The 23,573-nt window shown below is 53.6% G+C and carries 21 protein-coding genes and 1 riboswitch; of the genes, 13 read left to right on the top strand and 8 right to left on the bottom strand.

The features are described 5' to 3' along the window. Positions 1 to 17: 17 nt before the first annotated feature. Complete coding sequence (locus tag AC2FC2_RS12105; RefSeq protein WP_490659290.1) at positions 18 to 323, top strand: cupin domain-containing protein; 306 nt, start codon at positions 18 to 20, stop codon at positions 321 to 323. Positions 324 to 503: 180 nt separating this feature from the next. On the opposite strand, the gene AC2FC2_RS12100 is transcribed toward AC2FC2_RS12105, so the two are convergent. After that, positions 504 to 1,658 carry an alpha/beta hydrolase gene (locus tag AC2FC2_RS12100; RefSeq protein ID WP_490659289.1) on the bottom strand — a complete coding sequence of 385 codons (1,155 nt, stop codon included), beginning with the start codon at positions 1,656 to 1,658 and terminating at the stop codon, positions 504 to 506. 64 nt (positions 1,659 to 1,722) lie between these two features. On the opposite strand from AC2FC2_RS12100, the gene AC2FC2_RS12095 reads away from it, so the two are divergent. Further along, entirely contained in the window at positions 1,723 to 2,613 is an 891-nt protein-coding gene (locus tag AC2FC2_RS12095) for a LysR family transcriptional regulator (protein WP_490307465.1), read from the top strand. An 8-nt stretch (positions 2,614 to 2,621) separates the two neighbouring features. On the opposite strand, the gene AC2FC2_RS12090 is transcribed toward AC2FC2_RS12095, so the two are convergent. Beyond that, the gene (locus AC2FC2_RS12090) at positions 2,622 to 3,215 is read right to left on the bottom strand and encodes a TetR/AcrR family transcriptional regulator (protein WP_265553348.1); all 594 of its coding nucleotides are present in this window, start codon (positions 3,213 to 3,215) and stop codon (positions 2,622 to 2,624) included. A 141-nt stretch (positions 3,216 to 3,356) separates the two neighbouring features. On the opposite strand from AC2FC2_RS12090, the gene AC2FC2_RS12085 reads away from it, so the two are divergent. From AC2FC2_RS12085 to AC2FC2_RS12075, 3 genes are read left to right on the top strand one after another with little or no spacing between them, the layout of a single operon-like run. After that, positions 3,357 to 4,412 carry a sugar phosphate isomerase/epimerase family protein gene (locus tag AC2FC2_RS12085; protein WP_490659288.1) on the top strand — a complete coding sequence of 352 codons (1,056 nt, stop codon included), beginning with the start codon at positions 3,357 to 3,359 and terminating at the stop codon, positions 4,410 to 4,412. Positions 4,413 to 4,441: 29 nt separating this feature from the next. Further along, on the top strand, positions 4,442 to 5,338 hold the full coding sequence (locus AC2FC2_RS12080; RefSeq protein ID WP_490659287.1) for an alpha/beta fold hydrolase: 897 nt from the start codon (positions 4,442 to 4,444) through the stop codon (positions 5,336 to 5,338). Then, positions 5,328 to 6,236 (top strand): alpha/beta hydrolase, encoded by a 909-nt coding sequence (locus AC2FC2_RS12075; RefSeq protein WP_490659286.1) that lies wholly within the window; start codon positions 5,328 to 5,330, stop codon positions 6,234 to 6,236. The genes AC2FC2_RS12080 and AC2FC2_RS12075 overlap by 11 nt, the downstream gene beginning before the upstream one ends. 45 nt (positions 6,237 to 6,281) lie before the next feature. Here AC2FC2_RS12075 and AC2FC2_RS12070 read toward each other — a convergent pair whose 3' ends face one another. Then, positions 6,282 to 7,715: an NAD-dependent succinate-semialdehyde dehydrogenase gene (locus tag AC2FC2_RS12070; protein WP_490659285.1), complete on the bottom strand. Its 1,434-nt coding sequence runs from the start codon at positions 7,713 to 7,715 to the stop codon at positions 6,282 to 6,284. Between the two features lie 213 nt (positions 7,716 to 7,928). On the opposite strand from AC2FC2_RS12070, the gene AC2FC2_RS12065 reads away from it, so the two are divergent. The 3 genes from AC2FC2_RS12065 (at position 7,929) to AC2FC2_RS12055 (ending at position 11,484) form a co-directional block, all read left to right on the top strand. After that, positions 7,929 to 8,756, top strand: coding sequence for an AraC family ligand binding domain-containing protein (locus AC2FC2_RS12065; protein WP_490659340.1), 828 nt, complete (start codon positions 7,929 to 7,931; stop codon positions 8,754 to 8,756). A gap of 376 nt (positions 8,757 to 9,132) precedes the next feature. After that, a complete protein-coding gene (locus tag AC2FC2_RS12060; RefSeq protein WP_265553337.1) occupies positions 9,133 to 10,239 on the top strand; it encodes an ABC transporter substrate-binding protein in 1,107 nt (368 codons plus the stop codon). 279 nt (positions 10,240 to 10,518) lie between these two features. After that, positions 10,519 to 11,484, top strand: coding sequence for a DMT family transporter (locus AC2FC2_RS12055; protein WP_490659284.1), 966 nt, complete (start codon positions 10,519 to 10,521; stop codon positions 11,482 to 11,484). Between the two features lie 32 nt (positions 11,485 to 11,516). Here AC2FC2_RS12055 and fusA read toward each other — a convergent pair whose 3' ends face one another. The 4 genes from fusA to AC2FC2_RS12035 form a co-directional block, all read right to left on the bottom strand. Next, positions 11,517 to 13,622 (bottom strand): elongation factor G, encoded by a 2,106-nt coding sequence (fusA, locus tag AC2FC2_RS12050; RefSeq protein ID WP_209633578.1) that lies wholly within the window; start codon positions 13,620 to 13,622, stop codon positions 11,517 to 11,519. Positions 13,623 to 13,891: 269 nt separating this feature from the next. Further along, positions 13,892 to 14,929 (bottom strand): ABC transporter ATP-binding protein, encoded by a 1,038-nt coding sequence (locus AC2FC2_RS12045; RefSeq protein WP_209633576.1) that lies wholly within the window; start codon positions 14,927 to 14,929, stop codon positions 13,892 to 13,894. Further along, positions 14,926 to 16,509, bottom strand: coding sequence for an ABC transporter permease (locus AC2FC2_RS12040; protein ID WP_209633574.1), 1,584 nt, complete (start codon positions 16,507 to 16,509; stop codon positions 14,926 to 14,928). Before AC2FC2_RS12040 ends, AC2FC2_RS12045 begins: the two co-directional genes overlap by 4 nt. A 33-nt stretch (positions 16,510 to 16,542) precedes the next feature. Then, complete coding sequence (locus AC2FC2_RS12035) at positions 16,543 to 17,559, bottom strand: iron ABC transporter substrate-binding protein (RefSeq protein WP_265553333.1); 1,017 nt, start codon at positions 17,557 to 17,559, stop codon at positions 16,543 to 16,545. A 522-nt stretch (positions 17,560 to 18,081) separates the two neighbouring features. Between AC2FC2_RS12035 and AC2FC2_RS12030 the strand changes: the two genes are divergently transcribed. From AC2FC2_RS12030 to AC2FC2_RS12010, 5 genes are all read left to right on the top strand, one after another. Next, positions 18,082 to 19,704 carry an ABC transporter substrate-binding protein gene (locus AC2FC2_RS12030; RefSeq protein ID WP_490659283.1) on the top strand — a complete coding sequence of 541 codons (1,623 nt, stop codon included), beginning with the start codon at positions 18,082 to 18,084 and terminating at the stop codon, positions 19,702 to 19,704. A 147-nt stretch (positions 19,705 to 19,851) separates the two neighbouring features. Further along, a riboswitch (M-box (ykoK) riboswitch) is annotated at positions 19,852 to 20,025 on the top strand. A gap of 30 nt (positions 20,026 to 20,055) precedes the next feature. Continuing rightward, complete coding sequence (gene mgtE / locus AC2FC2_RS12025; RefSeq protein ID WP_209633571.1) at positions 20,056 to 21,120, top strand: magnesium transporter; 1,065 nt, start codon at positions 20,056 to 20,058, stop codon at positions 21,118 to 21,120. 142 nt (positions 21,121 to 21,262) lie between these two features. Beyond that, positions 21,263 to 21,355 (top strand): protein MgtS, encoded by a 93-nt coding sequence (gene mgtS / locus AC2FC2_RS12020; protein WP_147284273.1) that lies wholly within the window; start codon positions 21,263 to 21,265, stop codon positions 21,353 to 21,355. A gap of 111 nt (positions 21,356 to 21,466) precedes the next feature. After that, entirely contained in the window at positions 21,467 to 21,646 is a 180-nt protein-coding gene (locus tag AC2FC2_RS12015; RefSeq protein ID WP_037415475.1) for a hypothetical protein, read from the top strand. Positions 21,647 to 21,673: 27 nt separating this feature from the next. Then, a complete protein-coding gene (locus tag AC2FC2_RS12010; protein WP_490659282.1) occupies positions 21,674 to 23,056 on the top strand; it encodes a cation diffusion facilitator family transporter in 1,383 nt (460 codons plus the stop codon). A gap of 32 nt (positions 23,057 to 23,088) precedes the next feature. Here AC2FC2_RS12010 and AC2FC2_RS12005 read toward each other — a convergent pair whose 3' ends face one another. Continuing rightward, positions 23,089 to 23,541 (bottom strand): GNAT family N-acetyltransferase, encoded by a 453-nt coding sequence (locus AC2FC2_RS12005; RefSeq protein ID WP_490659281.1) that lies wholly within the window; start codon positions 23,539 to 23,541, stop codon positions 23,089 to 23,091. Positions 23,542 to 23,573 lie beyond the last annotated feature (32 nt).

Here is a 23,573-nt window from a genome sequence, read left to right as displayed (position 1 = left end):
TTGTGAGTGAAGGGTGTATGTCATTGTTCGATCTTACCGCGTTGGCTGCCGATCTTCCGCAGGCATGGCGTTCCCGCGTATTGGGACATGTCGGCTCGGCCAACATCAAAGTGCTGCGCATGGACTCGTGTAGCAGTGAGGAAGAAGTGCATGATTACAACGAAGGCCTCCTGGTGATCAGCGGCCAACTGCGGTTGCAGGTGGCGGGGGACGAAATTGTGGTGAGGGCCGGCCAGCTATATCAGGCTTCTGCTGGCGTGCCACACCGCGTATTACCAGGCAGCGAGGGCACGCTGGTGATCTTCGATCTGCCGGAAGATTGAGCACCGTCGTTTCTGTCGAAGGGGACGCCTGCTGCCTAAGGCTGGTCACTTAAGGTGTTTTTAGCGAGTTCAAGACTATTTCGGTCATTCAATGAGCAAAGCACCATGAGGCTCATGTGCCTCTACCGAGCAGGGGAACCAGGGCGGAGTCCCTCTAGGCAGAGGGGCCCCACTTACCGATCAATGCGGTTGTGCCAGAAATGTGGCAATGCCCTCGAGAAAGCGTTTTCTGCCGGCGTTATCCCGATCAAGATGGACAAAATGTGTGGCTTCAGGAATGGCCAGCATCTCTGCCAGGGGGGCATCTTTCATGATGGCCGCAGCATCTTCGGGCCGGCTCCAGAAGTCCCGCTCAGAGCGGATAACCAACACCGGAACGTTAGTTAATGCGGTTGCGGACCACTGTTTTTTGCCCGTGGCCAGTTCAAAGCTGTCAGCCATTGCACCTGTTGGCGCCCTGAAACTTTGCGGTGTTCTGCGTTGTGACGTTTTGTCCGATGCCAGAGCCGCATCACCGTAAGCGCGTTTAACCGTTTCATCACGCCACTGAGTTTTATCCAGCATGGGAATGCTTTTATCCCAGACAACAAACAGACTGTCTCGCGTGCTCAGACCCCAGCCGCCAAATTTTGCCGTGTTGAAATGCCCGGGGTTCCGAGGGTCTTCCAGTGGCGAGCCATATCCCAGTGATGGGTGATGGGCGCTTCCGCCATAAAGCGTATTATAAAGAACCAGTCGTTCAACATTCTGGGGGTACTGCGACGCGTAAGCGCCTGCCCAGTGACCCCCGGTAGCCCATCCCAGGAGACTAATGCGGGGGGAACCATTCCATGTTTGAATAGCACGTACGGCGTGGGCGATATCGTTTACGGCATCTGCAGTGCGCATCAACGGCATTGACTGGTCAGGTGGTGCATCCATTTCAACTGGCCGACTTGATAACCCATACCCCCGCAGATCAAGGATATACACCTGAAGCCCTGTCTGTGCCAGGTCTGCTGCCAGAGAGCCGCCCTTAACGGGCAGATCAAAAGAGGCGATACCGGGAACACGGGCACCATGAATCAGTAGAACCGGCGAAAGTGGTGTCGTCCTGCTTGATTTCAGTCTGACTTCCCTAATGTGGAGCCGTTCTCCATTCTCAAGTGCAACATATCTCTCTGTACGGCTGATCGGGTTGGATAGGTCATTTTCTTCTGACGCGCCTAGCGCGCATGATGCCGACATCATCAGGAAGGCTGCCAGCATATTTATGCTTCGGTAAGGCAGTGATAATGATCTGAGTATGTTCATTGTCCTTTCTGCTCCACGAATATATACAGGGAGTATATTCATGTGGCTTCCATGATGTGTCTAATACTATTGTGGTGCTTTCTTAATACATTAAAGGTATCGCGATATGCTCACCCTGCGTCAGTTGCGCCAATTTCTGGTTGTTGCGGAAACAATGAATATGCGGAAAGCAGCAGAGCGTTTACATATGGCTCAACCCCCGCTGACAAAAGCGATCCGTCATATGGAAGAGACGCTGGGTACCCGGCTTTTTGAGCGAACAAATCGAATCACGGCACTGACCCCAGCAGGAAAGGTGTTGCAGAAGGAAGCGGTTGCGACGCTCATGCAGATGGAAAGGGCGATGTTGTTGGCCCGACGTGCTGGCGAGGGAATGACAGGGACTTTGCGTATCGGTTTTGTGGCCACTGCCATCAGACATTTGCTTCCTGACATGATTGCTCGTTTTCACGTCTCCTGCCCGAAGGTTGTTCTTGAGTTGAAAGAAATGACAACCGCACGTCAGGTGGCAGGCATTCTGGATGATTCGCTTGACGTTGGCATTGTGGTGTTACCCGTTCCTGAATACGCAATACAGAAACTCTCTTATCACCGATTTTTTAGCTGTCCGCTGGTTGCCGTTTTGCCAAAAAAACACCCGGATAACGCAAGCGGTGCTTTGCCGCTTGCTGCTCTGGCGGGGGAACCCTGGGTATTATTCCCGGAGCAGGAAGGGCCTGGCCTCTATCGTTCTATTACGGAGGCCTGTGAAAAGGAAGGGTTTATTCCAGAGGTTGTCCAGCGAGCATTGCAGATGGAAACGATTGTCGGCCTGGTTGCTTCGGGGTTAGGGGTCAGTCTTGTCCCGGAGTTTATGCAAAAAAATGGATGGGCAAATGTTTCTTTTTGCAAACTTATTGGGGAGCCGATCCTGTATCAGGTTGCCTTGACTCATAAGCCAGAAAATACCAATCCTTATATTGCGGATTTTGTAAAGAACGCGACGCACCCGCAGTAATCAGAAGGTTATTCGCCGTTGCCAAGCGCGGTGAGCGCCACGTTCACCGCCGCCAGCAGACGTGCCTCCGTGACGCCGTCGCGAGCCTGCACCGACAAGCCGTGCAGGAAGACGGCAAAATAATCACCGAGGCTTTCGGCATCGGTTTCGGGTGGCAGTTCGCCCACGATTACCGCAGCCTTCAGGCGCTCAATAATGCCCTGAGTGCGCAACCGGCGGTGTTCTGCCAACCAGGTTTTGATACCGGCGTTTTCGTCGCTGACACTGGTTGCAGAGGAAACCACCATGCAGCCTTGTGGTGCATCAGCGCGGCTATAGAGTGCCACGGCGTCGTATAACATGCGTTTTATTGCCGTATGCACACTGCTTTCTTCACTGAATGCGCGATCGGCAAACCCACCTTCATGGCTTTCATAACAGGCAATGGCTTCACGGAACAAAAGCTCTTTTGAACCAAACGCCTTGTAAATACGTGCGGAGGCAATGCCCAGCTCGGCAACCAAATCCGACATCGACGTACCTTCATAACCCTGTCGCCAAAAGAGGTCACGTGCCTTCACTAATGCCTGTTCGCGGTCGAATTCGCGTGGTCTGCCTGCCATTCATCTACCCTTATTTGCCGATCTTTCAGTGAAATAGGATCGCTTAAATCCACCTTAATACCAACGATTTTTTAAAATTCGCTTGCTGAGGAATGTATTTAAGCATATTGTTTGTCGATCAACAAACAATAGGAGTTTACGATGAAAACCCTGAAAGGTCCAAGCCTGCACCTCGCACAATTCAGCGACGACGCTGCCCCCTTTAACAGCCTGCCGGCGATAGCCGACTGGGCCGCGAAAACCGGTTTTAAAGCCCTGCAAATCCCCGCTTGGGATAGCCGCCTGTTTGACTTGGCAACGGCCGCAGAAAGCCAGACGTATTGCGACGATCTGGTCGGTATGTTGGCAGCACATGGGCTGGAGGTCAGCGAACTGACCACCCACATTTTTGGTCAGCTGATGGCGGTACACCCGGCTTATGACGCGCTATGTGACAGCTTTGCGCCACCGGCTTCACACGGCAATCCGAAGGCACGCGGTGAGTGGGCGCACCAGCAGCTCCTGTTGGCGGCCAAAGCCTCTGCACGACTGGGGCTGACTGAGATGGGCACGTTTTCAGGTTCACTGGCCTGGCCCTATTTGTTCCCGTTCCCACAGAGACCGGCGGGGCTGATTGAAACGGCCTTCGATGAGTTGGCCAAGCGCTGGCTGCCGATACTCAATGCCTGTGACGAGCAAGGGGTGAACCTGTGCTATGAAATTCATCCCAGCGAAGATTTGCACGATGGCGTGACCTTCGAAATGTTCCATCAGCGCGTTGGCGGCCATCCGCGCTGTCAGATACTGTTCGACCCGAGTCACTTCGTGCTGCAACAACTTAACTATCTGGATTATATTGATATTTATAAGGATTTTATTCGCATGTTCCACGTCAAGGACGCGGAGTTTAATCCGACCGGTCGGCAGGGGATCTACGGCGGTTATCAATCCTGGACTGAACGCGCAGGGCGTTTCCGCTCGCTGGGCGATGGGCAGGTGGATTTCAAGGGCATATTTTCACGGCTGACGCAGCACGGTTATCAAGGCTGGGCAACGCTGGAATGGGAATGCTGCCTGAAACACCCACAAGACGGGGCCCGTGAAGGCGCAGCCTTTATTCGTGACCATATCATCAACGTCACCGACAAGGTGTTTGATGATTTTGCCGGCGCACCGGTTGACCAACAACAAATCAATGCCTTGCTTGGCCTGCGCTGAGCCACCTTAATCCTTCACGGAGAACACCGATGACACTGCAAAATAACGGGTCCACGCAACATGGACCTGAGCCAGAACACGTCTATGCGCGGGTAAATGGCAACCGAATTCACTGTGTAACGCTTGGCGAAGGTCGCCCGGTGCTGTTGATTCCTGGGTGGCCACAAACCTGGTACACCTGGCGGCATGTTATGCAAGCGCTGGCGGCAGCCGGTTTTAAAGCCATCGCGGTAGATCCACCGGGTATCGGGGATTCAGACAAGCCTGTGGGCGGCTATGACACCGGCAGTGTCGCTGCCACGCTGCACCAGACCATGCTGCAGCTTGGGTACCCGAGTTATCAATTGGTCGGTCATGATATAGGGATGTGGATCGGGTACGCGATGGCCAGTGACTTCCCACAGGCGGTCACGGGGGTGGTACTGACGGAGGCGGTGATCCCTGGGCTTGCACCCGCACCGCCGATTTTTGTGCCCGCCGACCAGAACATTTTCCTGTGGCACTTCATGTTCAACCAACTGACGGACCTGCCGGAGGCATTGACGTTGGGCCGTGAGCGAGAGTACCTCAGCTATATCTTTAATCGTTGGTCTTATCGCCGCGATCGGGTCGCGGCGGAAACGTATATCACGGCCTATTCGGCACCGGGTAGCCTGCGGGCCGGTTTTGATTACTACCGCGCCATTCCGGAAACCATACGGCAAAATCAGCGTCGGGCTGAAACCCGCCTGACCATGCCGGTGATGACCATTGGAGCCGATCACGCCACCGGAGATGCGCCTTTTCTCACCTTGCGCGATAACGCCACTAACCTGCGTGGTGAAACGGTTGCCGAGTGTGGGCATTTCATTACCGAAGAGTCCCATGAGGCGTTTATTGCGTTGGTGGTACCTTTCTTGCTGGAGGGCCAGGCTGATGCCGCTTAATCCGCAGATTGCCCACTTCCTGGCTGACGCGGCGCAGGCAACCGCACCGGAATCTCTGTCTGAGATGCGTGCGGCAGCAGAAAACGGGCTGTTGCAGTTGCAAGGTGAGCCCGAGGCCAGTGGCGGGATCAAGAACGGATGGGTCACCGCCAGCGACGGGCACAATATTGCTATTCGTGCTTACACGCCATTGGGCGTGGATGCGCGTGCCCCCATACCGGCAATGTTGTACGCCCACGGTGGCGGCTGGTGTCTGGGCTCACTGGCGCTGTATGACCAGCCTTGTCAGGCACTGGCCAATGCCACAGGCCGCATGATCCTGTCGGTTGATTATCGCTTGGCACCGGAACATCCCTATCCACGGCCGTTGGACGACGTGTATCAGGCATTGTGCGGCGTGATTGAACAGGCGGATGTGTGGGGATTCGATGCCACACGTATCGCGGTTGGTGGTGACAGCGCGGGGGGGAATCTGGCCGCGGCCGTTGCGCTATTGGCTCGCGACTGGGATGGCCCGCAGATTGAACATCAGCTGTTGCTGTACCCGGCCTTGAGCCGGGCTATGGATACGGCCAGCTACGTCGACTACGCACAAGGCTATTTTCTGACGCGGGAAGTGATGGAATTTTGCTGGCGTCAGTATCTGCCTGAAGAGCGCGATCACCCAGAGCCTTACGCAGAACCCTTGCATGCAGCAACGTTAAGCCGGTTGCCCCCGGCAACCATATTGAGCTGCGAGTATGATCCGTTGCGCGATGAGGCGGAGGATTATGCCCGGCGTCTGCGGGAGGACGGGGTTGCGGTGCGCTGTGAACAGCTGCCGGGCATGGTACATGCCTGCATCCATATGCTGGGTTTAACCCCGGCGGCACGGGAACTGTTCGACAAGGCCCGATGATAAAATGCCCCGTGAGAACGGGGCATTTTTTTTCGCTTAGGTTAATTAACGGCCCGCGACGGTGACAAAGCGGGTTTCCAGGTAAGATTCGATCGCTTCGCTGCCGCCTTCGGTGCCGTGACCAGAGTCTTTCACCCCGCCAAACGGCGTTTCAGGCAGGCCAAAACCAATGTGGTTAATGCTGAGCATGCCGCTTTCCACATCGCGTCCCAACGCGTTCACGGTCGCGATGCTACGGCTGTACGCGTAGGCTGCCAAACCGTAAGGCAGGCGATTGGCCTCGGCGATAGCCTCCTCATAGGTTGCAAATGGCCGCAGCAGGGCGACCGGGCCAAACGGCTCTTCAGACATCGCACGAGCACTCAAGGGGACGTCGCGCAACACCGTCGGCTCAAAGAAATTGCCAGGGCCTGCTACACGTTTTCCGCCGGTGGTGGCTTTGGCCCCCTTGGTAATGGCATCTTTCACGAAGGCTTCTATGGCATCTACGCTGCGTTGCAGCACCATTGGCCCCATGGTCACACCGTCCTGCTGACCGTTGCCCAGCTTGATATCGCGTACTGCTGCGGTGAATTTCTCGACAAAGGCTTCATAAACGCCTTGCTGGATCAGGAAACGGGTCGGTGCAATGCAGACCTGTCCGGCATTACGGAACTTGGCCAGTGCCAGCTCTTTCGCCGCGGTGTCGAGATCGGCATCGTCAAAAATCAGCACTGGGGCATGACCGCCCAGCTCCATGGTGGCCTTTTTCATGTGCTGACCCGCCAGCGCCGCCAGGTGTTTGCCCACGCGGGTGGAACCGGTGAACGAGATTTTGCGAATGCCAGGGTGCGGGATCAGGTATTCGGAAATCTCTGCTGGGGTGCCGTAAACCAACGCGATCACGCCAGCGGGAATGCCGGCATCGGCAAAGGCGCGAATCAACTCTGCCGGCGAGGCCGGGGTTTCTTCCGGCCCTTTAATGATGATTGAACACCCGGCTGCCAGAGCGGCGGACAGCTTGCGCACAATCTGGTTAATCGGGAAGTTCCACGGCGTGAACGCAGCAACCGGGCCTACCGGCAGCTTCAGCGTTTGCTGTTGAACATCCTGACTGCGGGATGGAATAATCTGGCCATAAGTGCGGCTGGCTTCGCCGGCAAACCAGTCAATCACGTCTGCCGAGTTCAGGATCTCAACCTTGGCCTGCGCCACCGGTTTACCCTGTTCCTGGCTCATGATCAGGGCAATTTTCTCGGCACGTTCACGCAACAATGCTGCGGCTTTACGCATCAGGTTGGCCCGCTGATAGGCAGAGGTTTCACGCCAAATTTTGAAGCCGCGCTCGGTTGCGGTCAGCGCCAGATCGAGATCGGCTGCTGTGGCGTGAGCCACGTTGCCAATAACCTCATCGGTGGCGGGATTCGTGACCGGCGTGGTTTTGCCAGCAACTGCGTTGCACCATTGTCCGTCAATATAGAGTTGGGTATCTGGATACATTGTTGCCTCTTACTTTCAGGGGATTAAAGACCGTGTTCCCACTCTGCGGCGGGATAATCGATAGCCCGGCGCTGAATTGCAGGTACCGGACACTGGGTAAAATACCCTACGCTGAATGAGCCGCAGCGTCCAGAGTACCGGGCAGTGCACTACTCAAAACCCGTTGTGTTGACTATCATATCGGCATCAGCAACATTGAAGCAGGACGGTACGGTGCAGGGTGTTCCATTAGCGTTTCCCTTTGAAAAGGACAGCGCACAGTTTCGGCGTTTGCCGCAGGTGCCGGGTGTAGAACTTTATCATGCCCATATTGAACGCTATGCCTTTGAACCGCATTCGCATGACGCTTTTGCCATCGGGACCGTCGATTTTGGTGCTGAGCGTTTCCGTTACCGTGGCGCGCAACATGTGGCGGCGCCGGGTTCACTGGTGTTGATGAACCCCGACGAACTGCATACCGGCCAGGCGGAAACCGTCGGTGGCTGGAATTACCGCATGCTGTATCTGGAGCCGGCGACGCTGGAGCTATTGTCAGGTGAGCAGGGGTTTTGGTTTACCGATGCGGTCCGCCAGGATCCGTTAGCGGCGCGGCAACTGTCCGCCATGCTGGCCGCCCTGTGGCAAACTGATGACCCGCTTACGATTGACAGTTTGTTATTGCAGATCGTCGCCGTTTTTCGCCCTCATATCCAGGTATCAAGATCGTTGAAGGCCGAGTCGACGCACCGTTTTGATATCGTCAAAAGTTACCTGCACGATAACTTCTCCGCTGCGATTACATTGGGCCAACTGGCATCGTTGGTGTCTCTCAGTCCCTATCATTTTCTACGTAAATTCAAAGCCGAATACCATGTATCTCCCCAGCAGATGCTGATGGCAATCCGTTTGTCGCAGGCCAAACAGATGTTGGAGCGCGGTATACCTGCGGCACAGGTCGCGGCGGCAACGGGATTAACCGATCAGGCGCATTTGACGCGGGCTTTTGCTAATCGTTACGGTGTCACTCCTGTCCGCTATCAAAAACAAGTTGGAGGCCGCTGAAAAGAGGGGCCACAAGATGCGTCAGATGAAGGGCACCGAATAACGCGCAATAAATAGGGGCAATGCGTGGCCTAATACCCTTTCCGTCATTACCACCGACATTAAGCTAAGTAGGCGAATGCTGATTGTTCTCTGTCCAAAATGTATTTTCCGTTAACGTTATAATTCTTTTTTTTATGCTGCATTAGCAAAATTATCTGGCGAGTCATGCTGAAGGGGTTGTCACGCGCAGAATTTTACCTCTAACCGTGAATAGACACAGCGATTCTGGTTGATATAAAGCTTAATGGAAATTATTATCATTTGCGTTTTTGCATTCAGAATAATGAAATGAAAAATTATTAGAACAACCCCAACTCCTGAGGATTGCTATTTTATGGGCGTTCGAAACTTCATAAGCTGTACGTTCTTTACCCTTTTGTTAACCCTGTCTGGCACCACAAATGCTGCCACCACGACATTAACGGATGTCCTGGGGCGGCAAGTTACGCTTGAGACCCCCGTCAAAAGGGCGATCTTGGGGTTTTACTTTGAAGACTACATGGCTGTCGGCGGGGAAGCCGCGTACGAACGCGTCATTGGTATTTCTCGTGAGGCCTGGCGAGGGAAAGTCCCTGCGAATTGGAATATGTATGTTAAGCATATGCCATCGCTGGCCCGTATCGCCGATATTGGCGAAGTGGACCTGCATAATATTTCGCTCGAAAATATAATATCATTGAAACCCGACGTTATTATTTTGGCAGAGTGGCAATACGTTGCTCTTAAACATGAAGTCTCTCGCCTTGAAGAATTAAACATTCCGGTCGTCGTGGTAGACTACAATGCGCAAACTGTAGAAAGACATGTCAGCTCAACAAAAATATTTGGCATACTGACAGGGCAAGAAAAACGCGCTCAGGAATTGTCAGCGTTATACGCTAATAACATTGCCGATGTACAACGTAGAGTGGCTGCGTCAGGATTAAAGAAACCCAAAGTTTATATCGAGTTTGGCAATAAAGGTCCTGATGATTACTCCTTCACTTACGGTAAGAATATGTGGGGAGCGATGCTGAAGCTTGCGGGGGCAGACAATATCGCTGAACCGCTTTTTGAGTGGTGGGGCGTGATTAATCCAGAACAACTTCTCGTTTCGAAGCCTGATGCTATTTTCATCTCAGGAAGAGAAAACAACAAGATTGCTTCAGCGCTTTCGATGGGGGTGGGTGTTGATAAAAACATCTCAATTCAACAGCTTATTAGGTTCTCTACACGCCAGGGCTGGAGTTCTTTGCCAGCCATTAAAAATAAGCAACTCTTCGGTGTATATCAAGGTGCATCAAGAACGCTCTCTGATTTTGCCATGATTCAGTTTATTGCAAAGTCACTTTATCCAGAACAGTTTAAAGATGTTGATCCGGTTAAGAATTACCTAAGTTACTATGAAAAGTATTTGCCAGTGAAACCTGAGGGAACCTTTGCTATCAGCGCGTGGGAGTAAAAACATTGACTCAGGCGTGACGCACTGATTTCTGCCAGCACCAAAGGAAAGCCTGCATACAATGCAGGCTTTTTAAATGGGCCGTGTTTTTATGCAATTAAATGGCAAGAGTGGACTTAAGTTGCAGACGTTCAACGTTGCAGCAGAATTTCCCCGTCCCTACGAAAAGTGAGTAAAACAGCAATTTGCTACAATATTCCCCCTGACGGGTCGATTAGGCTGACACCCAATATCATTCACGGGTTCAGGCTGCTGTACCTGGTTGTTGACGGAGTCACTATGTTTGTTGGTGTGTTATTTGCCTTGTCTGCCGGGCTGATGTGGGGGCTGATTTTTGTCGGCCCCGTGTTAATTCCTGAGTATCCTGCGGCATTGCAGTCCACCGGGCGTTACCTGGCTTTTGGCCTGATTGCGTTACCTCTGGCCTGGTTTGATCGTCGTCGATTGAAAAAGTTACACCGTAATGATTGGTGGGAAGCATTAAAACTGACGGCGATAGGTAACTTGTTGTATTACCTGTGCCTGGCCAGTGCGATACAACGTACCGGGGCACCGGTTTCCACCATGATTATCGGCACGTTGCCGGTGGTGATTTCGGTCACTGCCAATCTGTTTTACAGCCAACAGGATGGGCGACTTTCATGGCGTAAACTCACGCCAGCCTTGCTGTTGATCGCCTTCGGGTTGGCACTGGTTAACGTTGCCGAGCTGCAAGGCAATAAGGCACCTGTCGATGTCTGGCGCTATACCAGTGGCCTGGGGCTGGCATTAGTGGCGGTAGCATGTTGGACCTGGTTCCCGCTGCGCAATGCCCGCTGGTTACGAGAAAACCCAAATCAAAGGCCTGCAACCTGGGCGACGGCGCAGGGGCTGGTGACGTTACCGCTGGCGTTAGTGGGCTACGTGTTGGTTTGCGGCCAGTTGGCGATGACCCAACCGGCGTTTGCATTGCCGTTTGGGCCAAGGCCGGAACTGTTTATTCCTTTGATGCTTGTTATTGGCATATTCTGCTCGTGGATTGGCGCACTGTGCTGGAATGAAGCGAGCCAGCGTCTGCCGACGGTGTTGGTGGGGCCGCTGATCGTATTCGAAATTCTGGCAGGGCTCGCCTATACCTTTATGCTGCGTCAGGCGTGGCCGCCGTTATTGACCGTCGGTGGCATTGCCTGCCTGATGATTGGCGTGGTGTACGCGATGCGGATTAAGCCGCAGCCGGTGGTGGTGTCACTGGCTGCGAAGGAGTAACACCTGCCGTGGGGACACGACAGGTGCGGGTTTTAGCGTTTGCTGTGGTGGATGATCTCTTCGGCCACATTATGGGGGGCTTCAGCGTAGTGGCTGAACTCCATCGTGTAAGTCGCGCGGCCCTGCGACATTGAGCGCAGGGTAGTTGAATAACCAAACATCTCGGACAGCGGCACCTTGGCGTGAATTTCCTTGCCGCCGCCGCCCGGGAGGTCCTCCATCCCTTGCACCAAACCGCGCCGAGACGACAGATCGCCCATCACGCTGCCGGCGTAGTCCTCCGGCGTTTCTACTTCTACCGACATAATCGGCTCGAGGATTACCGGGTCTGCCTGACGGCAGGCTTCTTTGAAGCCAAAGATCGCCGCCATGCGGAACGCTTGTTCTGAAGAGTCAACGTCGTGGTATGAACCGAAGGTCAGGTGCACCTTAACATCGACCACCTGATAACCGGCCAACACGCCATTATTCAGTGCTTCCAGTACGCCTTTTTTTACCGCCGGAATGAATTCCCCCGGAATAACGCCGCCTTTTATCTCATCAATGAACTCAAAACCTTTACCCGGTTCATTGGGTTCCACCGTCAACACCACGTGGCCGTACTGCCCCTTGCCGCCAGATTGACGCACGAATTTACCTTCTACGTCGGTCACGCGTTTGCGTATCGTCTCACGGTAAGACACTTGCGGTTTGCCGGTGGTGGTTGCCACGCCAAATTCGCGCCGCATGCGATCGACGATAATTTCCAGGTGCAATTCGCCCATGCCGTAAATAATGGTCTGGCCGGAGTCTTCATCCGTGCGCACGCGGAAAGAGGGATCCTCGGAGGAGAGCCGCTGAAGCGCAATCCCCATTCGCTCCTGATCGGCCTTGGTTTTTGGCTCAATGGCTTGTGCGATCACCGGCTCTGGGAACACTATTTTTTCCAGCGTGATGATGGCGTTAGGATCGCACAGGGTGTCACCGGTCGTGACGTCTTTGAGTCCCACACAGGCGGCAATATCACCGGCGTGCAGCTCTTCGACATCTTTGCGATCGTTGGCGTGCATTTGCACGATGCGACCAATACGCTCTTTCTTGCCTTTGATCGGGTTATAAACGCTGCTGCCCTTGGTGAGTACACCGGAGTAAACCCGCACAAAGGTGAGTTGGCCAACAAAAGGATCGGTCATCAGTTTAAACGCCAGCGCGGAAAACTTTTCGTCATCGGACGCTCGGCGGATAACAATCTTGTCGTGCTCATCGTGGCCTTCCATGGGCGGAACGTCGAGCGGCGAAGGCATCAGTTCGATCACCGCGTCGAGCATGCGTTGCACGCCCTTATTGCGGAAGGCTGAACCACACAGCATGGGCTGGATTTCACCCGCCACCGTGCGCAGACGCAGGCCACGAACGATCTCCTCTTCGCTCAACGGCACCTGATTAAGGTATTTATCCATCAGTTCTTCCGAACCTTCGGCGGCGGCTTCGATCATTTTATCTCGCCACTCTTGGGCAATGTCGCGCAGTTCTGCGGGGATCTCTTCAAAGCTGAAGCTCATGCCTTGCGTCGCTTCGTCCCACACAATGGCCTTCATGCGTACCAGGTCCACCACGCCGGTGAAGTGGTCCTCGGCGCCAATAGGAATGACAATCGGCACGGGATTGGCCTTCAGACGTTCGATCATCATTTTACGTACGCGGAAAAAGTCCGCACCGACGCGGTCCATTTTGTTGACGAACGCCAGACGTGGCACTTTGTATTTATTGGCTTGACGCCAAACGGTCTCTGATTGCGGTTGTACACCGCCCACCGAGTCATAAACCATGACCGCGCCGTCCAGCACGCGCATGGAACGTTCGACCTCAATGGTAAAGTCCACGTGGCCTGGGGTGTCGATGATATTGATACGATGCTGCGGATAATTATGCTGCATGCCGTTCCAGAAACAGGTTGTTGCTGCCGAGGTAATGGTAATACCGCGTTCCTGTTCCTGTGCCATCCAGTCCATGGTGGCTGCGCCGTCGTGCACTTCGCCCAGCTTGTGACTGACCCCGGTGTAAAACAGAATTCGCTCGGTCGTGGTGGTTTTGCCGGCATCAATATGCGCCGAAATGCCGATGTTGCGGTAGCGTTCGAGGGGGGTAGTACGTGCCATAATTAACCTTTCTTAGCCGCGTTAAAGAGAAGCGGCTCAAACAGCATGAATAATTATGATAATCCTCTGTGGGTTATCTCCGGACGGATGAATGATTACACCGGTCACAGATTAATCGTAGTTGATAGAAGGGGTTTTACTAAGTGATGGCTGCGATAGGTTTTTCCGTATTGGCCTGCGTGCCGACATTGCTGCGGGCAGAGCAGAAGATCATTGAGACGACTCAAATGGCCAGCAGGGTAGCGGGCGATAACTCGCCCACTACGGCATCACTCGGCAAAGATGTGCGCCTGACCGATGATACTCAGGCTGACGTGGGAACCGGCACGAATGCCTTCTCGGCTGACGGTTTTAATCTCGATAGCCGTGTCATTGCCGGTCATGCGCAGATTTAAGGTCGAGACAAAACCGGCAAAATCAATGCTGGTCACGATCGCCTGGCTCTGCTGTTGTGACACAGACTGGCTAATTTGGATCTGTTCTGGGCGCAGCATAATGCGCGCAGGCCCGCGGCGCTGACAATCGTCCACGGCAATTCGGCCCAGAGCGCAATCGGCCCAGCCTTGTTCAAGCTCTGCGGACAACACCAGCGTTTCCCCTAAAAAGGTGGCTGTCGGCTCGTCCACCGGTCGCAGATAGAGATCTTGTGGTGGGCCGACCTGCGCCAAACGCCCATTACGCATCACCGCGACCTGATCGGCAAATGACAGGGCTTCGGTTTGATCGTGGGTCACCAGAATCGACGCAACCTTGGCTTCGGCCAGCAGCTCGGCCACGGCTTTGCGGGTCGCGGCGCGCAGGCCGGTATCGAGCGCGGAAAAGGGCTCATCGAGCAACATCAGTTTGGGTTGCTGAGACAATGCACGTGCCAAGGCCACCCGCTGTTGCTGTCCGCCGGACAGCTCGTGCGGCCACAGTGCTCCAAGGCGGCGATCCAGCGCCACCATCTCCATCAATGCATCAATGCGCAACTGTTTGTCGCGTTTGCTTCCCTTTAGACCGAATCCAATATTGCCTGCCACGGTAAAGTGTGGGAATAACGCGCCGTCCTGTGGCACAAAGCCAATGCCACGCAGGTGTGCCGGTACCCAACCGTTGCCGTTGGCCATCGCCTGGCCTTGTAACATCACTTGGCCGTTATCCGGAATTTCAAAACCCGCGATGATGCGCAGCAACGTGGTTTTCCCAGAGCCCGAAGGGCCGACAATCGCGGTACGGCTGCCTTCTTCGACCTGTAAATCAATATGCTCCAGCACCTTAACTGCGTTATAGGACTTACTGATGCCGTGTAGTTCAAGCGTACTCATAATCCCGCCGTGCGTTTGGATTGAGAATAAAGAAGCCAGGTCAATGGCAGAGACAGCCCCACCATAATCAAAGCGTAAGGGGCTGCCGCCACATAGTCGATCTCGCTGGTCAATGCCCAGAAACCGGTCGCCAACGTGCGCGTCCCGTTGGGTGCCAGTAGCAGAGTGGCGGTCAACTCATTGGAGATGGCCAGAAACACCAGCGCCGCCCCGGCGGCTGCACCCGGGGCCGCCAGGCGCAGCGTGGTACTCCATAACGCTTGAGCCGGTGAACGCCCGAGGCTGCGTGCCACGTTTTCCAGCTCGACCGGCGCCTGAGCAATACCGGCGCGCAGGTTGATCAAGGCTCGTGGCATAAACATCAATAAATAGGCCAGCAGCAAGGTAATTTCTGTTTGGTAAATGGGGCGGAAGCTGTGAATGGTGATGGTCACCAACGCCAGCGCGACCACAATGCCGGGCAGTGAACTGGTGACATAGTTGCAGCCTTCCAGCACGCGATAGAGCCGCGCCGGGTAGCGTACCGACAACCAGGCCATAGGAATGGCGCACAAGGTGATCAGTAATGCGCCGCTGGCGGCCAGCGACAATGTTTGCAGCAAGGCCGGCAATAACTCGGCGTTACGCCACACGTCAAGCCCACCGAGCGCCAGCCATCGGGCTAGCGTAATAAAGGGAACGCCCAGTGCCAGCGCCGTGAGGCACACTGGCAGTAGCAGGCCGAATAGGGTGGCCATTTTGCCAAGTCGATACGCGGTCTGGCTGCGGGCACTGCCAGAGCCGACGCGGGCATAACGCGCCCGACCACGGCTGGCGGCCTCCAGCAGCAGCAGCCCCAGACAGCACAGCACCAGCACACCCGCCAACATGTTGGCGGCCGGGCCGTTAAAGGTAGACTGGAATTGATCGAAAATGGCGGTGGTAAAGGTATCAAAACGGATCATGGCGTACAGGCCGTATTCCGCCAGTAAATGCAGTGCGATCAGCAGTGATCCGCCCCAAATGGCCAGTTTTAGCTGCGGTAACACCACGCGGAAAAAGACAGCCAATGGCCGACTACCCAACGAGGTGGCGACGTCTTCAATACCGGGATCCAAGCGGCGCAAAACCGCGGCGGCCGGCAGATAAATAAACGGGAAGTAGGCGAGCACAGAAATAAAGACACCCGCGCCCAGTCCGTGCATTGAAGGCACCAAACTGATCCAGGCATAACTTTGCACGAAGGCGGGTACTGCCAGCGGTGCTGTCGCCAATAAAGACCAGATGCGGCGCCCCGGCAACGTCGAACGTTCAGTCAGCCAGGCTAGCGTCACCCCAAGAAGTGCACAGATGGGTAAGGTGAAGATCACCAACAGCAGAGTGTTGAGCAGCAATTCGCCCACGCGGGGGCGAAATACCAGAGCTTTAACCGTTTGCCAGCCGGTTTCAAACGCCACACTAATGACAAACCCCAGCGGCAATAGCGCCAACAGGGAAAGTAAAATGGCCGTTGCCACGATAAACAGCCCGGGCCGATGATGACGCCGGGTCGAAGCGTACCGCGGGGCTGAGCCCGCGGCGTTGAAACCTATATTCGACATAGGGTTGAAAGCTCTCTGTACTGATAAACCGGCTTACAGTAGCCCGGCTTCGGTCATCAACTCGACCACTTTTTTGCCATTCAGCGACGAAGCGTCAACTTTTGGTGCATCCAGTTCTTTCAGCGGTACCAGTTTTGGATTGGAGGCAGCATTAACACCGACGGCATACTCGAAGGCGTTGTTCGTACGCAGAATCTCTTGGCCGTTTTTACCGGTGATCCACTTAACGAACTCCTGTGCCTGTTTTTGGTGCTTGCTGGATGCCAGCACACCGCCACCAGAGATGCTAACGAACGCGCCTGGATCCTGGTGTTTGAAATAGTAAAGCTTGATGTTTTTACTGTTTTCGCCCGTTTTTGCACCATCGACGAACGGATAATAGTGATAGATAACCCCGCTGTCGATTTGGCCGGCATTGACCGCTTTCATCACGGTGCTGTTACCTTTATAGGCGGTGGCGTTGGTCTTCATCGCTTTCAGCCATTCCAGCGTGGCTTTTTCGCCTTTGAGCTCCAGCAATGCACTGACGATAGCCTGGAAGTCAGCACCTGAAGGTGACGCGGCCCAGCGGCCTTTCCATTCCGGCTTGGCCAGATCCAGCAGGGACTTAGGCAGCTGTGCCTCTGTCAGTTTCGCCGGATTGTAAACGAACACCGTTGAGCGGGCGGCAATGCCAACCCAGCGGCCGTGCTGCGGACGGTACTGCGGTTCAACCTGCGCCAGTGTTGCTGCGTCCAGCGGAGCGAACAGCTTGGCGTTGTCTACCAGCACCATCGCAGGGGAGTTTTCCGTCAGAAATACGTCGGCAGGGGATGCGGTGCCTTCTTGCACCAGTTGGTTGCCCAATTCGCTGTCGCCGCCGTTACGCAAGGTCACTTTTATGCCGGTGTCTTTGGTAAAGCCGTCAACCCAGGATTTCACCAGGTTTTCGTGTTGCGCGTTATAAATAACGATACCGTCATCCTGGGATGCCGCATTGGCCGAGAACGCCAGCATCATGGACGATGCCAACAAGGCAATCGGGCCGAGAGAAGAGAAACGCAGCTTCATACAGTCATCCTTATTAAGAGAGTGCAGAGAATAAAAGCGAAATGTGCCTAACGGGCGTTGGGCTGCCCTGATTGTATATAAGAACATTAATAATGATAGTGAAAACGATTCGTATTAATTTATTTTTAGATTTTGCTCACTAATTATCTCATCCTAAGGAAAAATTAAGTTTCAGCCTGAATAATCTGCCTTGATACCTGATTCTCATCAGTATTTATTATGTTCAAACCCTCATCTTCAATTCGTGCGCGACGTATTCGTTAGCTGAAGAACGCGCCGGAAGCCACGCTGTTCTTTTCGTTGATCACAATGATCCCCGCTGCCATGGGGAAGCGCCAACCGCCGTCTCGACCAGTATCAAACAGGCTCACCAACGCAGCAGATATTCGATTGATTGTGAAAGAAATTCATGTTGTTCGGTACGCGCTTATTTGGTTATGAGTCATAGCGTTTAATCATTTAATTTATTCAACTGCTTCACTGTATATATACGTCGACAAAACACCAATAAGGGATATCGACGTGAAGTATTCATTCAAACTTAACGGATTAGCCGGTCTAATCATCTTGTCTTTACAGGCGATGGTGCCGGTTAACGCCGCCGACGTGCCTGCAGGGGCTCAACTGGCCACCGTACAGGAACTGGTCCGGGCCAATGGTTATGAGCCGGCAACGCTTGATCCGAATTTGGCAGAAAGTAACGTAGAGTTTTATATCTTCAATGACGTTTTTGAAGGTTTGCTGCGGGTGGGTAAAAACGGTGAAGTGATCCCCGCGCTGGCGACAAAATGGGTGCAGCAGGGCAATGTCTGGACATTCTATTTGCGGCCGGAAGCCAAATGGTCAAACGGCGATCCGGTGACGGCCGATGACTTCGTCTACAGCTGGCGGCGCCTCACCGATCCCAAAACAGCATCCCCCTATGGTAGCTATTTGGCGTCGGCCTATGTGCTAAACGCGGCAGAGATTAACGCCGGCAGCAAACCGCCAACCGAGCTGGGTGTGAAAGCGTTGGATGCACACAGGCTACAAGTCACATTGGTTGAGCCAAACTCCTATCTGCTTAAGCAGTTAGTGCATTTTCCTGTGCTGCCGGTGAATCGAAACGTGGTGGAGAAATACGGCAAAAATTGGACTCAACCGCAGAACTTTGTTGGCAACGGGGCGTTCCGTCTGACGCAGTGGGTCGTGAATGAGAAAGTGGTGGTGGAACGCAACAGCCAGTATTGGGATAACGCCCGCACGGTGCTCAATAAAGTGACGTTCCTGCCGTTACAGGGGTTCCCTGAAGTGGCACGTTTCCGAGCCGGTGAAATTGAATTGGGCTACAGTGCGCCGCCGGAATTGTACCGGCAGTTAAAAAACAGCCTGGGTGATGAACAGTTGATCACCTATCCACTGCTGTCGACCAGTTACTTTGCCTTTAACAACCGGCAGGCTCCCTTCAATGATGTCCGCGTGCGTCAGGCATTAAATCTGGCGCTGGATAAAGAGATCATAGCCACCAAAGTGCTGGGCTATGGCCAACAGCCGGCCTGGACGTTTACGCCAACCGGTGCAGGTGGTTTTACGCTGCAAGCGGGCCAAGAAGCAGGGTGGCCACGCGAACAGCGTATCGCACAGGCGAAAAAGCTATTGGCGGAAGCGGGCTTTGATGCGGCACATCCGTTAAGTTTCACGCTGCTGTACAGCAACGATGCCACCATCAAGAAAATAGTGATCGCCAGCAGTGCGATGTGGAAAAAGAACCTGGGCGTGGACGTCACCTTGCAGAGCCAGGAACGGAAGGTGGTGCTGGACAATATCAACAATGGGCAGTACAGCGTGGCTTTCAGCCGTTGGTTGGCAGACTACAATGATCCGTCTACGTTCCTGAACGTGTTCCGCGCTACCAGCAGTGAAAATTCAGCCAAATATGCCAACGAAAATTACGATCGTTTGTTACACCAGGCGACCGCGGCGCAGACGCCACAGCAGGTACAACGCTATTTCCAACAGGCTGAAGACGTGCTGGCGGTAGACACGCCAGTGGCACCGGTTTACTACGAAGCGAACGCCACTCTGGTCAAACCCTATGTGAAAGGTATCGACTTTACCCGGCAGGGGCCGCTGTACGACAAGAATGTGTATATTCTCGCTCATTAACGACAGAATAACGCGTGGGCCGGGAGGGTACTGGCCCGCATTTATTATTTTGTCGCGAAACTTTTTTCTAAATGTTTCATAAACGGTTAGCCAACTTTTTCCTCATCGATAAAAAACCGCGCCTATACTGCCCCCCGTAGTTTATATGCAGTATCTCGTTTGGCGAGGCTCCTATACAAACACAGGTTACTGATCTGACGACATCGAGAGATGCCCAAGGTTAAGACAGGCTTTATCGGATTAAGGTTCAGCCCAAGGTAACTTCTGATGAATACATCAGATACGTTGTATAGTGCTAAAACCTGGACGCGGAGATAGGCTGTCTGCACTCCCTCTGTGGTTAACGCCCCTATGCGATTCGCTGTTGAAGTTCAAACAGAAATAGGGACTAACATAATGAAGTTACATCAAAATCACCCATCCTCGGCGCTTGCCTCTGCTGAAACTCATGATGAGTCTTCGGTCGCGGGCTATATGAATGCCGATTTCATTACTATCCCCGGCAATATGACGGTTAATAACGCAAAAGATTATTTTCTTTCGCAACTTAAAACCGAAGAAATTCCGACGCAGTTGTTTGTTACCGCCGACGATTATCATTTACGTGGCACATTGTCGGTAAAAAAACTCCTGCAGTGCGACGATCATGATAAAGCCGTTGGGGTGATGATCAACCAAAGCTATTTCCAGGTTTCCCCCGATGACGATCGTAATGATGTCGCTCATTTACTGGCTAAGGGCGGCTTGGATGTGGTACCGGTGGTGGCGAATAATACGCTGGTGGGCGTGCTGGGCGAACGAGAAATTGCCCGGCTGATCGAAGATGAAAATACCGAGGATGCACAGCGTCAGGGTGCCAGTCTGCCACTGGACAAACCTTATCTGGAAACCAGCCCTTGGGCGTTATGGCGCAAGCGTTCGGTATGGTTGCTGATGCTGTTTGTCGCAGAAGCCTATACCGGTAATGTATTAAAGGCGTTTGAAGAGCAGTTGGAAGCCGCTATCGCATTGGCGTTTTTCATCCCATTACTGATCGGCACCGGCGGTAACAGCGGTACTCAAATCACGTCTACATTGGTACGGGCCATGGCGTTGGGCGAGGTGAGCCTGCGCAATCTGGGGGCGGTAATCCGCAAGGAGGTATCCACCTCGCTGCTGATCGCCATCACCATTGGCGTGGCTGCCTGGGTGCGGGCCTGGATTATGGGCGTAGGGATGGACGTGACATTGGTGGTCAGTCTGTCATTGGTCGCCATTACCGTCTGGAGCGCCATTGTTTCCTCGATTATCCCCATGCTGCTCAAACGCCTGGGTATTGATCCCGCGGTGGTCTCTGCGCCGTTTATTGCCACCTTTATTGATGGCACCGGTTTGATTATTTATTTCAAAATCGCCCAGTACATTCTGGAGATTTAAACACGTATCCGCTCCGTGTCTCTGCCGGAGCGGGAATTTTATCTGACAAAACAGGAGACGCGTAAATATCCATGAGCAATGACCCCATCCGCTTTTTAATTAAAGAGGCATTTATCGATAATAACTAACCGAGGACGAAATAATGGGAAACATGACAATCTTTGTAGGATTCCTGAGTGTTATCAGCTCGCTGGGCTTGCTAGCTGCCTATATGAGCACTAAATGGGATGATTAATGAACGCTAAAGATCCGCCTGGATGCATCCTCCTCGACGTGCTTTATTTACGACGGGGAGGATGCGCTTAAATGCTGACCGCAGGATGCGGCTTTATGGAGTATAACGATAATGATTATTTCTATTCTTGGCTTACTTTATGCCATTTTGATGATCTCTGTTGGTGTGAATGAGATTTATTTTTATTCAACCGGAAAATCAGAATTCCTTTCTAGTTTAATGCTGACATTCTCGGGTACTATGCTGCTGGTTGCTTTTGTCTGGCAATGGTCTACTAAAATAAAAAAATGAATTACCCATTTGAATGTGAGTCGTAATATGCAAAATGAAAAGCAATCCGTTGCCAGAAACTCCATGATAGCGAGCGGGCTATTGGCCGTCGGTAAATTTACTGCCGGTATTTTTACCGGGAGTATTGGCCTTATTTCAGAAGGGATCCACTCTCTCACCGATTTTGTTGCCACCAGCATTACCTGGCTGGCGGTACGTATCAGCGATAAACCTGCCGACGATGATCACCATTTTGGCCACGGCAAGGTCGAAAACCTGGCGGCACTGTTTGAAGTGCTGCTGCTACTAGGGGCGGCAGGTTGGATTGTTTATGAAGCGGGCAAAAGCCTGCTGGGCGACGCCCATGAAATCGTCGCAGCGCCCGTGGTGATCGCCGTGCTGTTGATCTCTATCCTGGTCGATTTTTTCCGTGTTAAAGCATTGAACCGTGTGGCAAAAGCCACTGACAGTGCGGCACTGGAAGCCGATGCGCTGCATTTTTTCTCCGATATGCTGGCTTCCGCCGTTGTGCTGTTGGGGATGGTTTTTGTTCTGTTGGGTTTCAACCGTGCAGATGCCATTGCAGCCTTGATCGTCGCCTGTTTTATTGTGGTCGCGGCGCTGAAACTGGGAAAACGTTCTTTCGATTCGTTAATGGACACGGCACCCGCCGGAGCCAAGGAAGAAATCAGCGCATTGCTCGACACCTTCCCAGCGATATTGGCAACCGAGAGTATTCGTATTCGTAACGCAGGGGCCAGCTTGTTCATTGAAGTCACTGTCGCCGTCTGTCGTACTTTGCCGTTAGAGCGCATTAACGCGTTAAAACAGTCTATTGCAGAACGCCTGGAACAGCAGTACGCACATGCCGAAGCCACGGTGATTGCCAACCCACAAACCCGCAGTGACGAAGACATGGCGACCCGCATCCGGGTGATTGCTGCCAACCACGGTGCCGTGGTGCAAAATCTGGCGCTACAACAGCTGCCCGAACGGATGTCGATCAGCATGGATCTGGCGGTCCCGGCCAGCGCCAGTGTGGCGCAGGCACACGACATCGCCAGCGAAATCGAAACGCTGCTACGACAGGCGATTGGTGAAGAGACAGAGATTGAAACGCACCTGGAGCCCCAAACCCATCACTGGATTGCCAGCGAGGATGTGGCACCGGATGAACTGGCCCATATTCGTCAGATACTGCAAACGGTAGTGGAGGGTGGAGACATGGTGCAGGACGTGCATAATATTCGCGCCCGTAAAACCACCGGCGGTATCATCGTCAATTTCCATTGTCGGGTATCCCCGGCGGCCTCCATTGTGTCAGCTCATGCAGCGGTAGACAGCATCGAGCGCCAACTGCGCGCACGCTATCCAACGATTTCTCGGGCAGTAGGGCACGTGGAACCCATTAAGCCAAAACCCGGTATTTGAGGCCGCGTTCCCCTTGGTTGTCTATGGGGTTATCAGGGCGTCATACCTACCGAGAATGTCAGCCGCCAATGAGGCCGATTACCCGGTCGCTCAATCCACGCGCGGTAGGCTGTCGGGGGGACCAGCGACAGCCAAAATGCGAGGCCACCGGGATTATCTGCCAGCACTGACAACTGCCAGTGACCCGGATGCAACCTGAACAAGGTTTGCACAACCGTTTTACCCATACCGTATTTGCGGCAGGGTTTGGTGATGTAGAACTCTGCCATTTCCATTGTCGGGATGGGATCCAGCGTGCGGACCAACGCAAACCCCACTGGCTGCGACTGATTTAAAATCAAATACGGGTACCGGCCGCTTTCGCGCCAATAATGTGACAAATGCGGGTAGTCCACATCGGCGCCCAATTCTCGCAGGTAGTCGGGCAGCATGGCCGCCAGCAGTGGCTGTTCCTCACGGGTTGCCAGCCGGAGATTAAGATTCATATCACCACCGAAAAGAAAAAGGCCGCCGATAG

Source organism: Serratia sp. CoH_122_TC_1, assembly GCF_058191755.1.
This window is presented reverse-complemented; position numbering and strand designations above follow the sequence as displayed.

Excerpts from the sequence above, each read along its gene's own strand:
- AC2FC2_RS12105 (WP_490659290.1), top strand. The coding sequence starts at position 18 with ATGTCATTGTTCGATCTTACCGCGTTGGCTGCCGATCTTCCGCAGGCA.
- AC2FC2_RS12100 (WP_490659289.1), bottom strand. The coding sequence starts at position 1,658 with ATGAATATACTCCCTGTATATATTCGTGGAGCAGAAAGGACAATGAAC.
- AC2FC2_RS12095 (WP_490307465.1), top strand. The coding sequence starts at position 1,723 with ATGCTCACCCTGCGTCAGTTGCGCCAATTTCTGGTTGTTGCGGAAACA.
- AC2FC2_RS12090 (WP_265553348.1), bottom strand. The coding sequence starts at position 3,215 with ATGGCAGGCAGACCACGCGAATTCGACCGCGAACAGGCATTAGTGAAG.
- AC2FC2_RS12085 (WP_490659288.1), top strand. The coding sequence starts at position 3,357 with ATGAAAACCCTGAAAGGTCCAAGCCTGCACCTCGCACAATTCAGCGAC.
- AC2FC2_RS12080 (WP_490659287.1), top strand. The coding sequence starts at position 4,442 with ATGACACTGCAAAATAACGGGTCCACGCAACATGGACCTGAGCCAGAA.
- AC2FC2_RS12075 (WP_490659286.1), top strand. The coding sequence starts at position 5,328 with ATGCCGCTTAATCCGCAGATTGCCCACTTCCTGGCTGACGCGGCGCAG.
- AC2FC2_RS12070 (WP_490659285.1), bottom strand. The coding sequence starts at position 7,715 with ATGTATCCAGATACCCAACTCTATATTGACGGACAATGGTGCAACGCA.
- AC2FC2_RS12060 (WP_265553337.1), top strand. The coding sequence starts at position 9,133 with ATGGGCGTTCGAAACTTCATAAGCTGTACGTTCTTTACCCTTTTGTTA.
- AC2FC2_RS12055 (WP_490659284.1), top strand. The coding sequence starts at position 10,519 with ATGTTTGTTGGTGTGTTATTTGCCTTGTCTGCCGGGCTGATGTGGGGG.
- fusA (WP_209633578.1), bottom strand. The coding sequence starts at position 13,622 with ATGGCACGTACTACCCCCCTCGAACGCTACCGCAACATCGGCATTTCG.
- AC2FC2_RS12045 (WP_209633576.1), bottom strand. The coding sequence starts at position 14,929 with ATGAGTACGCTTGAACTACACGGCATCAGTAAGTCCTATAACGCAGTT.
- AC2FC2_RS12040 (WP_209633574.1), bottom strand. The coding sequence starts at position 16,509 with ATGTCGAATATAGGTTTCAACGCCGCGGGCTCAGCCCCGCGGTACGCT.
- AC2FC2_RS12035 (WP_265553333.1), bottom strand. The coding sequence starts at position 17,559 with ATGAAGCTGCGTTTCTCTTCTCTCGGCCCGATTGCCTTGTTGGCATCG.
- mgtE (WP_209633571.1), top strand. The coding sequence starts at position 20,056 with ATGCGATTCGCTGTTGAAGTTCAAACAGAAATAGGGACTAACATAATG.
- mgtS (WP_147284273.1), top strand. The coding sequence starts at position 21,263 with ATGGGAAACATGACAATCTTTGTAGGATTCCTGAGTGTTATCAGCTCG.
- AC2FC2_RS12015 (WP_037415475.1), top strand. The coding sequence starts at position 21,467 with ATGATTATTTCTATTCTTGGCTTACTTTATGCCATTTTGATGATCTCT.
- AC2FC2_RS12010 (WP_490659282.1), top strand. The coding sequence starts at position 21,674 with ATGCAAAATGAAAAGCAATCCGTTGCCAGAAACTCCATGATAGCGAGC.
- AC2FC2_RS12005 (WP_490659281.1), bottom strand. The coding sequence starts at position 23,541 with ATGAATCTTAATCTCCGGCTGGCAACCCGTGAGGAACAGCCACTGCTG.